Origin of the sequence: Streptomyces sp. NPDC047982, from assembly GCF_043204165.1 — a bacterium.
Lineage (GTDB): Bacteria > Actinomycetota > Actinomycetes > Streptomycetales > Streptomycetaceae > Streptomyces.
In genome coordinates this window covers 1-11,606 of record NZ_JBIDBS010000027.1, presented here as the reverse complement: position 1 = coordinate 11,606, position 11,606 = coordinate 1, and the positions used below count along the sequence as shown (strand labels likewise).

General features: G+C 71.5%; 9 protein-coding genes and 1 pseudogene. 5 read left to right on the top strand and 5 right to left on the bottom strand.

The window, feature by feature from the left end; all coding sequences use genetic code 11:
• Positions 1-2 precede the first annotated feature (2 nt).
• Both ACGF2V_RS27385 and ACGF2V_RS27380 read left to right on the top strand, forming a co-directional pair.
• The gene (locus tag ACGF2V_RS27385; protein WP_362625522.1) at positions 3-428 is read left to right on the top strand and encodes a DUF742 domain-containing protein; all 426 of its coding nucleotides are present in this window, start codon (positions 3-5) and stop codon (positions 426-428) included.
• Positions 409-1,014, top strand: a complete 606-nt coding sequence (locus ACGF2V_RS27380; RefSeq protein WP_362625524.1) for an ATP/GTP-binding protein — start codon at positions 409-411, stop codon at positions 1,012-1,014. Before ACGF2V_RS27385 ends, ACGF2V_RS27380 begins: the two co-directional genes overlap by 20 nt.
• A gap of 53 nt (positions 1,015-1,067) precedes the next feature.
• Here ACGF2V_RS27380 and ACGF2V_RS27375 read toward each other — a convergent pair.
• Positions 1,068-1,421: pseudogene (locus ACGF2V_RS27375) on the bottom strand (Mpo1-like protein).
• Positions 1,422-1,536: 115 nt separating this feature from the next.
• Positions 1,537-2,343 carry a M15 family metallopeptidase gene (locus ACGF2V_RS27370; RefSeq protein WP_362625528.1) on the bottom strand — a complete coding sequence of 269 codons (807 nt, stop codon included), beginning with the start codon at positions 2,341-2,343 and terminating at the stop codon, positions 1,537-1,539.
• 58 nt (positions 2,344-2,401) lie between these two features.
• On the opposite strand from ACGF2V_RS27370, the gene ACGF2V_RS27365 reads away from it, so the two are divergent.
• Positions 2,402-2,935 (top strand): NUDIX domain-containing protein, encoded by a 534-nt coding sequence (locus ACGF2V_RS27365; protein ID WP_362710667.1) that lies wholly within the window; start codon positions 2,402-2,404, stop codon positions 2,933-2,935.
• Positions 2,936-3,159: 224 nt separating this feature from the next.
• Here ACGF2V_RS27365 and ACGF2V_RS27360 read toward each other — a convergent pair whose 3' ends face one another.
• Positions 3,160-5,511 carry a glycoside hydrolase family 31 protein gene (locus ACGF2V_RS27360; protein ID WP_362710670.1) on the bottom strand — a complete coding sequence of 784 codons (2,352 nt, stop codon included), beginning with the start codon at positions 5,509-5,511 and terminating at the stop codon, positions 3,160-3,162.
• Between the two features lie 221 nt (positions 5,512-5,732).
• Between ACGF2V_RS27360 and ACGF2V_RS27355 the strand changes: the two genes are divergently transcribed.
• Together ACGF2V_RS27355 and ACGF2V_RS27350 are read left to right on the top strand one after the other, a co-directional pair.
• On the top strand, positions 5,733-7,709 hold the full coding sequence (locus ACGF2V_RS27355; protein WP_362625534.1) for an acetoacetate--CoA ligase: 1,977 nt from the start codon (positions 5,733-5,735) through the stop codon (positions 7,707-7,709).
• A 233-nt stretch (positions 7,710-7,942) separates the two neighbouring features.
• The gene (locus ACGF2V_RS27350; RefSeq protein WP_362625536.1) at positions 7,943-8,806 is read left to right on the top strand and encodes a hypothetical protein; all 864 of its coding nucleotides are present in this window, start codon (positions 7,943-7,945) and stop codon (positions 8,804-8,806) included.
• A gap of 162 nt (positions 8,807-8,968) precedes the next feature.
• On the opposite strand, the gene ptsP is transcribed toward ACGF2V_RS27350, so the two are convergent.
• Entirely contained in the window at positions 8,969-10,639 is a 1,671-nt protein-coding gene (gene ptsP, locus ACGF2V_RS27345; protein ID WP_362625538.1) for a phosphoenolpyruvate--protein phosphotransferase, read from the bottom strand.
• A gap of 76 nt (positions 10,640-10,715) precedes the next feature.
• Positions 10,716-11,165 carry a PTS glucose transporter subunit IIA gene (locus ACGF2V_RS27340; RefSeq protein WP_362710673.1) on the bottom strand — a complete coding sequence of 150 codons (450 nt, stop codon included), beginning with the start codon at positions 11,163-11,165 and terminating at the stop codon, positions 10,716-10,718.
• Between the last annotated feature and the right edge of the window lie 441 nt (positions 11,166-11,606).

The window sequence follows — 11,606 nt, the reverse complement described above, 5'->3', positions numbered from 1 at the left end:
GCATGAGCGCTGATTCCTCCTCCGGGTCCCGCGTACCGCACACCGACCCGCAGACGTCACGCTGGTACGACGCCGAGGCCGGACCCGTGGTCCGCCCGTACGCGATGACCCGCGGCCGCACCAGCAGCGCCACCCGCCACCGGCTCGACCTGATCGCGGTCGTCGTCCCCGAACCCGCGGCCGACGACCCCGTCCGCGACCAGACGCTCTCACCGGAGCATGTGCAGATCGTCGAGCTGTGCAGCGCCATGCCCCAGTCGATAGCCGAGCTCGCGGCGGGCCTGGACCTCCCGGTGGGGGTGGTGCGGGTCCTGATCGGGGACCTCGTCGAGGACGAGCTCGTACACGTGACCCGTCCCGTTCCGCCGGCCGAGCTGCCGGACGTCAGCATTCTTCGCGAGGTGATCAATGGCCTTCGGGCGCTCTAGCCGCCGCAAGCGGCCCGTCGATCCCGTCACCCTGAAAATCCTGGTGGCGGGCGGCTTCGGCGTGGGCAAGACGACTTTGGTCGGCGCGGTCAGCGAGATCCGTCCGCTGCGCACGGAGGAACAGCTCAGCGAGGCGGGCCGTCCGGTGGACGACGTGGCGGGCGTGGAGACGAAGACCACCACCACGGTGGCCATGGACTTCGGCCGCATCACCCTGCGCGAGGATCTCGTGCTGTACCTGTTCGGCACCCCGGGCCAGGACCGGTTCTGGTTCCTCTGGGACGAACTGGCCCAGGGGGCGCTGGGCGCGGTCGTGCTCGCGGACACCAGACGGCTGGAGGACTGCTTCGCGGCGGTGGATTACTTCGAACGGCGCCGGATCCCGTTCGTGGTCGCCGTCAACTGCTTCGAGGGCGCCGACCGGTTCCCCGTCACGACCGTACGGGGGGCGCTCGACCTCGACTCCGAGGTGCCGGTGCTCATGTGCGACGCGCGGGACCGCTCCTCCGCGCGGGACGTGCTGGTGACGGTCGTCGAGCACGCGGTGGACCGGGTGGAGCGACCGCGCGAGCCCGCGACGACGTAGTCGTCCCGTCCGGCCGGGCGGGGCCGGCACACCGCGCCGTCCGCCACTCGCGGTCACCGGCGCCGGTGCTCGGCGAGCCACTTCGCCGCCGTCTCCGCCAGCTCGTGGTCACGTCCCGCCAGCATCGTCCGGATCATCCGCACATCACCGCGGAGCGACCATACGGGGTGCCCGAAGGTGGCCGGGTTGTTCTTCTCGATCAGGAAATGGGCCGGCCAGGCGGCCCCGTAACCGATCAGCGGCAACGCGGCGGCGTACCTCCTGCGCCCCCGCGCCAGGCCATGGGCGGCGACGGCGAGACCCGTGAGGGTGCCAGTCAGATGCACTCAGCGGGTCGCGGCCCTGGAGTGCATCGCGACGTAGTAGGGCCAGAATTCCTCGTACGAATCGAACTTCTGTTGAGGCATACGGGGCACCGTAATGGCTCGCACCGCAACCGGAAACGGCCCGGACGCGTCGGAGAGCTGAGGGACGGCCGGAACCCGCGGGGGTGGCCCCGGACGCCCCTCCCCCGTCCGTGCGTCAGTGCCCCGCCACGGACCTTCTCGCGACCGGGAAGTCGAAGAAGGTGTCCGGGAACGGTTCCTTCCGGAGGGTGTAGTGCCACCATTCCTCGGCCAGGTTCACGAATCCGGCCTCGATGAGGGTCCTCTTCAGCAACTGCCGATGGGCCCGCTGCGCCCCCATGATCCGCGGGTCGTCGGTATGGGCGAGCGTGTCGAAGCAGTCGAAACCCGTGCCCATGTCCACGGAGCTGTCGGGGAAGCGCTCGTCCTGCGGTGCGTAGCACGGCACGTTCCACCGGCCGGGGTCGTCCGGTCCCGTCGGCGCAGCGGGCAGCTTCACCAGCGTCAGGTCCACCGTGCTGCCCCGGCTGTGCCCGGACTTCTCCGCGATGTAGCCGTCGGCGAAGAGACGTGTCTTGTCGACCCGGGGGTAGAACTCGCCCTTCGTCGTCTGGTCGTCGAGGTCCTTCGCCCAGCGGACGAAGTGGTCGACCGCCCGCTGCGGCCGGTAGCAGTCGTACACCTTGAGGGAGTAGCCCTGGCGCAGCAGCCGGGTCTGCGCGTGGTGGAGAGCCCTGGCCGCGGGGCGCGTCAGGATGCAGAGCGGCTGGCGGTAGCCGTCCACCGGTACGCCCATGAAGGTGTGCGCGGTGGGGTAGCGCATCTCCTGGATGATCGTCGGATCCACCGAGCGCAGCGCGACGAATTCCCGAGGGGCCTTCGGCTCGGGCCGGGCCCGCGCGGCCGGGGAGGTGGCGGTGACGGCGAGCAGGGCGGCGGCAGCGGTCACCAGGACACGGAAGACGGAACCCATACCTGTCATGGGCACATGATCCTGGAACGAGGGAGAGCACGACAGGGGGATCGGATACAGTCCGCGCGTGTCCACGTTCACGAACCTCCCGCAGAAACCGGTCAAGGGCTCCCACTGCGCCACGTGCGGTGCACCGTACGCCGGCCCGGCGGACTGGCCCCGCACCTGTGCCGTCTGCGGCGACACGGCGTACCGCAACCCGTTGCCGGTCGCCGTGGCCCTGCTCCCCGTCACCGGCCGGGACGGCACCGGCCTCGTCGTGATCACCCGCACCGTTGCGCCGCGGCTCGGCGGGATCGCGCTGCCCGGCGGCTTCATCGACCACGGCGAGGACTGGAAGCACGCCGTGGTACGCGAACTGCACGAGGAGACCGGCATCGAGGCCGACGAACGAGACGTCCGGCTCGCCGACGCCCTCAGCGACCCGGAAGGCCACCTGCTGCTCTTCGGGTTGCTCCCGGCGCGTCCCGCCGCCGCCCTTCCGCTCTCCGCACCGACCGACGAGACCTCGGGCTTCCACGTGCTCGGCGCACCCACCGAGCTCGCGTTCCCCCTGCATACGCTCGCCGCCCGGTCGTGGTTCGAGGGCGGCTACCACTGACCGGCTGCACCGCCCGGCCACCGCCGCGCCGGGTCCGCCACCGCGCACCAGGCCCGCGTGTACGCCCCGCTCCCCGGCGCTCGGCGAGTACGACCGGGGCCTCACGTTCGCGACCCGGCGCCCCGCGTCCGCCGTCCCGCGCAGCCTCCGAGTCCGCCCGCCCGCATGCGCGACCGCACGCCCCGGCCGTCACAAGCCGCATGCGCGACCGCACGCCCCGGCCGTCACAGGCCGCGCACGCGAACCCGGCGGCCCACCGGCCCCTCCACCCCCTCCCGCTCCACCACGACCTTCCCGTCCACCAGCTTCGTCGTGTACCGCTCCACCTCCGCCCGTCCCCGGGCGTCACCCGTATCCAGGATCACCAGCCCGCCCCCGGTGCGGCCCGCCGCCGGAGCCCACACCTCCAGTTCCACCTCCCCGTCCGCACCCCGCACGGGCAGCACCGAACCGGCCCGCGCCAGCACCGGAACCCGCGACAACGGAGCATCCAGCAACACCTGCCCCGGCCCCTCGTGGACCTCACCCGTCGCCGTGTCGTACCACCGCCCCCGCGGCAGGCGGACCGCCCGGCTGTCCGCACCCCGCTCCAGCACCGGCGCCACCAGCAGCGCGTCCCCCAGCAGGAAGGCGTCCTCGCAGTCCCGCAACGCACGCTCCCCGGGCGCACCCCACCACAAAGGCCGCGCGTACGGGGCGCCGGTCAGCGCGGCCAGCCCGGCCAGCGTCTCGAAGTACGGCCTCAGCCGCTCCCGCTCCACCAGCACGGCCCGCGCGTACTCCAGCACCCGCGGCCCGAACTCCCACGGCTCCCGCCGGCCCGCGTCGATCGCCGCGTGCGTCCGGAACAACGGCAGGTACGCGCCCAGTTGGAACCATCGCAGATACAACTCGGGCGAGGGGAATCCGTCGAACCCGCCCACGTCCGGTCCCGAGTACGGCACCCCGCACAGCCCGAGCCCCAGCACCAGCGCCAGCGACGCCCGCAACCCGGGCCAGCCGGTCGACACGTCACCGGACCAGGTGCCCCCGTACCGCTGCATCCCCGCCCAGCCGGAACGTGAGAACAGGAAAGGACGCTCCTGCGGCCGCAGCCGGCGCAGCGCCTCGTGACCGGCGCGCGCCATGGCGAGCCCGTACACGTTGTGCGCCTCGCGGTGATCGCCTCCACGGCCCTCCAGGCAGTGCCGCGCCGACCGCGGCAACGTCGGATCCCCGAACGCCGCGAACGACACCGGCTCGTTCATGTCGTGCCACACCCCGGAGAACCCCTGCGCGAGCCGCTCCTCGTACAGGCCGCCCCACCACTCGCGTACCCGCGGATCGGTGAAGTCCGGATACACGCACTCACCGGGCCACACCTCCCCGCGCACCACCCGCCCCCGGGCGTCCCGCACGAACGCACCCCGGCTCCCGACCGCCGCGCCCGAGTCGAACACCGTGTACCCGGGCTCCGCCTTCACCGCGGGGTCGACGATCGAGACCAGCCGGACCCCCTCCTCCCGCAACTCCTTCGCCAGGCCCGGCAGATCCGGAAAACGGTCCCGGTCGACGGTGAACACCCGGTGTCCGGCCAAGTGATCGATGTCCAGATGCAGCGCGGACAGCGGCAGACCCCGCTCCCGGTACCCGGCGACGACCCGCCGCACCTCCCGTTCGCCGCCGAAACCCCAACGGGCGTGCTGTGGCCCCAGCGCCCAGGACGGTGGCAGCGCCGGGGCACCCGTGAGCGCCGTCCAGCTCTGCAGCACCCGGGCCGGAGTGCCCGCCGTCGCCCAGCACCGCAGCGGCCCGCCGTCCATCCGCACCTCGCACGTCCCCGGGCGGTCATGGCCGGAACCGGCACCCTCCTCGCCCTCGCGCAGCGTCACCCGCCCCGACCAGGTGTTGTCGTGGAACACCAGATGCGTCCCCGCGTCGGACACCACCAGTTGCACCGGCATCGTCACGGACAACGGATCGTCCTTCGGCCCGAACCGCCCCCCGGGATCGGTGTTCCACAGCCGGTACACCCCGTCCCGCAGCCGAGGCCCCGAGGCCCGCCCGCCGAGCCCGAAGAACCGGGCGTCCGCAGGCAACTCGGACCGCTGCACCCATCGGGCCGCACCGCCCGCAACCGGCTCCCACCAGCGCGGCGGCAGCTCGCGCCGGAGCATCACCCCGCCCGGCGTCCGCAGCTCCACGGCCCCGTGCCGCGACACCACGAAGGTCAGCCGCTCCGACACCACCTGCCAGCCGTCCTCCTTGTCCGGCTCCAGCCGGGCCCGCGGATCCGCCTCCGGCGCCGCACCGGTCAGCGCGTACGACGGCAGCGGATCGGCCCCGTCCCAGCTCCAGAACACCGCACCGCCCACGGTCACCCGGACCCGCAGCTCCGACCGTGTGAACCGCACCACACCCCCGCCCGGCCGCGGCTCCGCCCCCACCACGAGCCCCGGCACCCGCGCCCGCTCCGCACCACGACGCGGCAGCGCCCGCGTGTCCGCGTTCCGCCTGCGCACGGCGGAGCGCACCATGCGCAGCCCCCGCACCGAACCGATCAATTTCACCGAACGCACCAGGTCACGACCATCCATGCGGCTCACCCTGCCACCCGACGGACCGGGGGCGGGACCCGTTCAACTTCCGTTCACCCGTGGTCGGCCCACATGTCAGGACACCGGACCATGGGCGGCGAGCCCTGGTGCGAACGACGATCACATGGCATCGTCCGTAACGGCCGCCTCACGCGCCCACCCCGGCACGTGTGCGTGCCCCACGCCCACCTCGCGCATCCGTACAGCCAGGGAGCAGCCCCATGACCGCAGCAACCGACGAGTCCCCGCTCTGGCAGCCCGGCCCCGACCGCATCGCTGCCGCGGCCGTCACCCGCTTCCAGAACTGGGCGGCAGGGCGTTACGGAGCCCCGGCCGAAGGCGGCTACCCGGCGCTGCACCGCTGGTCCGTCGACGAACTCGACACCTTCTGGAAGGCCGTGGCCGACTGGTTCGACGTACGGTTCTCCACCCCGTACGAGTCCGTCATCGGCGACCGGACCATGCCCGGCGCCCAGTGGTTCACCGGCGCCACCCTCAACTACGCCGAACACGCCCTGCGCGCCGCCGAGGACCCGCTGCGCGCGGACGCCCCCGCGCTGCTCCACGTCGACGAGACCCACACCCAGGCCGCGGTCTCCTGGTCCGAACTCCGCCGCCGGGTCGGATCGCTCGCGGCCGAACTCCGTGCCCTGGGCGTCCGGCCCGGCGACCGGGTCAGCGCCTACCTCCCCAACATTCCCCAGGCCGTCATCGCTTTCCTCGCCACCGCCGCCGTCGGCGGCGTCTGGACGTCCTGCGCCCCCGACTTCGGCGCCCGCAGCGTCCTCGACCGTTTCCAACAGGTCGAACCCGTCGTCCTGTTCACCGTCGACGGCTACCGCTACGGCGGCAGGGAACACCACCGCGCCGACACGGTCGCCGAGCTGCGCCGCGAACTCCCCACCCTGCGCGCCGTCGTCCACATCCCGCTCCTGGGCACGGACGCCCCGGACGGCGCGCTCGAATGGTCCGCCCTCACCGCCGCGGACACGGAGCCCGTCTTCGAGCAGGTGCCCTTCGACCATCCGCTGTGGGTGCTGTACTCCTCCGGTACGACGGGGCTCCCCAAGGCGATCGTCCAGTCCCAGGGCGGCATCCTGCTCGAACACTTCAAGCAGCTCGGCCTGCACTGCGACCTCGGCCCCGACGACCGGTTCTTCTGGTACACCTCCACCGGCTGGATGATGTGGAACTTCCTCGTCTCCGGCCTGCTCACCGGCACCACGCTCGTCCTGTACGACGGCAGCCCCGGCTTCCCGGACATCAGCACCCAGTGGCGGGTCGCCGAACAGACCGGAGCCACGCTCTTCGGCACGTCCGCCGCCTACGTCATGGCCTGCCGCAAGGCCGACATCCATCCGGGGCGTGATCTCGACCTCTCCCGGATCCAGTGCGTCGCCACCACCGGATCCCCGCTCCCGCCCGACGGATTTTGCTGGCTGCACGACGAGGTCGCGGACGATCTGTGGATCGCATCCGTCAGCGGAGGAACGGACGTGTGCAGCTGCTTCGCCGGCGCGGTCCCCACCCTGCCCGTGCACATCGGCGAGCTCCAGGCCCCGTGCCTGGGCACGGACCTCCGGTCCTGGGACCCCACGGGCAGGCCGCTCGTGGGCGAGGTGGGCGAACTCGTCGTCACCGCGCCCCTGCCGTCCATGCCCATCCGCTTCTGGAACGACCCCGACGGCAGCCGTTACCACGACAGCTACTTCGACATGTACCCCGGCGTCTGGCGTCACGGCGACTGGATCACGATCACCGAACGGGGCTCGGTCGTCATTCACGGCCGCTCCGACTCCACTCTGAACCGCCAGGGCGTACGGATGGGCTCGGCGGACATCTACGAGGCCGTCGAGCGGCTTCCCGAGATCCGCGAGTCACTCGTCATCGGCATCGAGGAACCCGACGGCGGTTACTGGATGCCGCTGTTCGTCCACCTCACCGAGGGAGCCGTGCTCGACGACGACCTCCGCGACAGCATCAAGCACACCATCCGTGAGAACCTCTCGCCGCGTCATGTCCCGGACGAGGTCATCGAGGTCCCCGGCATCCCGCACACCCTCACGGGCAAGCGCATCGAGGTTCCGGTCAAGCGCCTCCTGCAAGGAACGGCCCTGGACAAGGCCGTCAACCCCGGCTCCGTCGACAACCTCGCACTCCTCCGTTTCTACGAGGATCTCGCCCGCAGACGTCGCTGAGCGCCACGTTGTCAGCGCCAACGATTACTCTGAGTGAGTAATGTTCGTCGGCGCACTGGGGGAGTCACATGGCGCACAACAGGAACATCCAGCGGACCGGGTTCGGCAGGACGGAGCCCGAGGGGACCACACAGGAGGGGACCACACAGGAAGGGTCCGGGCAGCGGAGGCCCGGGCAGAAGAGGACCGTCACTACCGCCGGGCCCCTTGGTCACGGCCGTACCAGGACGTCCATGCGCCGCACGCTGCGCCGCGAAGCCCCCAGTACCATCGGCCTGCTGGCCGACGAACGGGACTTCGCGGCGATGCGCCGCTACCGCACCTTCGCCTTCGACGACCACACGGTCTACCTTCAGCAGGTCGAGGGCCTGCTCAAGTCTCTCGCCGCACGGGGCAGGCACGCCACGGTCGCGCTCTTCGACCCCGAGGAGTACGCGGAGTTCTGCGCCGAGTCCGGGATCGCGCCCGACGCCCCCGCCAGCCGCAGCCGCTTCACGGCCGAGATCGCCGCGTCCGGCGCCACCGTCGCGTACACCGGACAACGCATCGACGACCTGATCCCGCTCCTGGTCGACCGGGCTGTCCGCCAGGCCACCTGGGAGTACGCCACGATGACCCTGGCCGACCTCGGGGAGTGCGCGGACTGCGGCCAGGACATCGGCCGCGCCGCCTTCGACCGGGCCTCCCATCTCCTGCTGCGCGTGCTGGAGACGGCGGGGCCCGGCACTCACCACCTGGTGTGCTCCGCCCCCGCCGAGAGCGAGCACCTGCTCGCCGTCCTGCACATCGAACGCGACGCGGAAGGCCCGGCCCGCCTCGAGACCGCGGAGGGCGCCGAGTTCGTCACCGTGCTCGCCGTCGGCATCGCCCTCGAAAAGCCCGGGGGAGTTGTGCTCCGCACCAGCAACCCCGGCACCCGGGACCGGGTCCATGGCTGGCGCCTGGACCGCGGCAGTCTGGTCCCGCTCACCGCGGGCGAGGTCTTCAGCGCCTACTGCACCGACGCCGACACCGGCGAACCCGTCGCCCCGGAGCCGCACGTGGACTACTGCGCGGGCTTCGACCTCGGAGCCGACGAGCCGGAAGGACACCACTGACGACCGGGAGAAGGGTCCGAGACGAACGGGAGAAGGGTCCGAGAACGGGAGAAGAGCCGAGAAACCGGCAGAAGACCGGGGACACACGTCACGAGCACGCCGAAGGGGGCTCCCCGCACTCATCGGGCGAGGAGCCCCCTTCCCTCGTATACGGAGCGCGGGCTACTCGCCCGACAGCACGGCCTGCGCGGCCTTCCGCGCTTCCGCCGCGGAGTCAGCCGCACGCGCGGCGGATGCGGCACGCTCGCACTGCGCCAGCGTGTGCTTGGCCAGAGCGGCGCGCACATACGCAATGGACGCGGCGCCCATCGACAACGACGTCACGCCCAGACCCGTCAGAACACAGGCGAGCAGCGGATCGGAGGCCGCCTCACCACAGACGCCACAGCTCTTTCCCTCGGCCCGGGCCGCCTCCGCCGAGAGCGCCACCAGGTCGAGTAGCGCCGGCTGCCAGGGATCCTGAAGCCGGGACACCGCCCCCACCTGCCGGTCGGCGGCGAAGGTGTACTGCGCCAGATCGTTGGTGCCCAACGACAGGAACTCCACCTCCTGCAGGATCGAGCGCGCCCGCAGCGCGGCGGACGGGATCTCCACCATCGCCCCGAACTTCGCCCCCAGCCCCGCCTCCCGGCAGGCGTCGGCGAAGGCTCTCGCCTCCGTGCGGTCCGCCACCATCGGGGCCATGACCTCGAGGTGGACGGGGAGGCCCTCGGCCGCCTTCGCCAACGCGGTCAGCTGGTTCCGCAGCACCTCGGGATGCTCCAGCAGGCTCCGAAGCCCGCGCACACCGAGCGCCGGGTTGGGCTCGTCCGACGGCGTCAGGAAGGCGAGCGGCTTGTCGGCACCGGCGTCCAGCACGCGCACCACGACGCGCCCTTCGGGAAACGCCTCGAGCACCTCTCGGTACGCCGCGACCTGCTTCTCCTCCGACGGCGCCCGCTCGCTGTCGTCCAGGAACAGGAACTCGGTACGGAAGAGGCCCACGCCCTCCGCACCGGCCTCGACCGCCGCGGGCACGTCCGCCGGCCCACCCACGTTGGCGAGCAGCGGGACCTTGTGACCGTCTGAGGTCGCACCCGGACCGGTCGACGCGGCCAGCGCGTCCTTGCGCGCGGCGGCGGCGCTCCGCAGTTCCGCCAGCTTCTCGGCGCCGGGCTCGACGAAGACCTCACCGCTGCTGCCGTCCACCGCGACGACGGCGCCCTCGGCCAGCTCGGTGGCACCAGGGAGGGCCACCACGGCGGGCACGCCGAGCGCCCGGGCCAGGATCGCGCTGTGGCTGGTCGGCCCGCCTTCCTCGGTGACGAAACCGAGCACCAGCGCGGGGTCGAGCAGAGCGGTGTCGGCGGGCGCCAGGTCCCGCGCGACCAGCACATACGGTTCGTCGCTGTCCGGCACGCCGGGCATCGGGACACCGAGCAGCCGGGCCACGATCCGGTTGCGCACGTCGTCGAGGTCGGCGACCCGCCCCGCGAGGTACTCCCCGGCGTTGGCGAGCAACGCGCGGTAGGAGGCGAAGGCGTCGTAGACCGCTCGTTCGGCGGTGCTGCCGACGGCGATGCGGCGCTCCACATCGGCCATCAGCTCCGGGTCCTGCGCCATCATGGCCTGGGCCTCGAGGACATGCTGGGCCTCGCCGCCGGCCAGATTGCCGCGCGCGATCAGATCCGCCGCCACAGCCTCCACCGCCTGGCGGGCGCGCCCCTGTTCGCGCTCCGCCTCCTCGGCCGGGATCTGCTTGGCCGGCGGTTCGAGCACAGCCGTACCCATATGACGCACCTCGCCGATCGCCACCCCGTGGCTCACGCCGACGCCTCGCAGCGTTGTCTCCATCTCACCCGTCCCCGATCGTGCGGTGGCCCGCGCCTCCGCTGTGGATATCCGGTCCGCTGTCACTTCGCCGAGTCCGTCACCGCCAGCCGAACAAAGTGTCGCCGGTCTTCACGTCCCCGTCCTCCCGGACATCGGAAAGAGACTCGACGGTGGCCTCGAGCGCCACGACCGGGCACACGGGGGACTTGCCGGCCGCCTCCACACCCGCGGGGTCCCACCGCACGATCCCCTGGCCCCGCGCGACCGTGTCTCCCTTGTTCACGAGCAGTTCGAAGCCCTCGCCGTTGAGCTGAACGGTGTCGATGCCGAGGTGGACGAGCACCCCGTGCCCCTGCTCGTCCACGACGACGAACGCGTGCGGGTGGAGGGAGACGACGATGCCGTCGACCGGCGACACCGCCTCGGAGCGCTCACGTACAGGGTCGATGGCGGTTCCGGGGCCCACCATCGCGCCGGAGAACACCGGGTCCGGTACGGCGGCGAGCCCGATGGCATGTCCGGCAAGAGGCGACGTCACAGCGGTCATGGGGAACCTCCCAGGGGTGGAGCTCGGGTGCGTCGTCACGGCTGGCGGACGACGGCGTGCTGTCCAGCAGCGTAAGTCATAGGAAGTTCCGATTCCGTCCGAGTGCTGACGGTTCGAGACCCTGAGTGGCCACCGGAAACGATTTGCCTCGACCAGGACCCGCCTGTATGGTCATACCTCCGCCTGACCCCGGCTCACCATGGCTTCTGGGTCGGTGACGATTCTCAGCGCACCATTCCATTTCACGATTGGAACCTGCATGCCTGCAGGGGCTCGGTCAAGGGAAAAGGAATTGCCTGATAGAGTCGGACTCGCCGGAAAGGGAAACGCGAAAGCGTGGAACTGAAAGGCGGACCCGCTTCGACCGGGAATCGGACACGAAAGAGTCTGATAGAGTCGGAAACGCAAGACCGAAGGGAAAATGCCCGGAGGAAAGCCTGG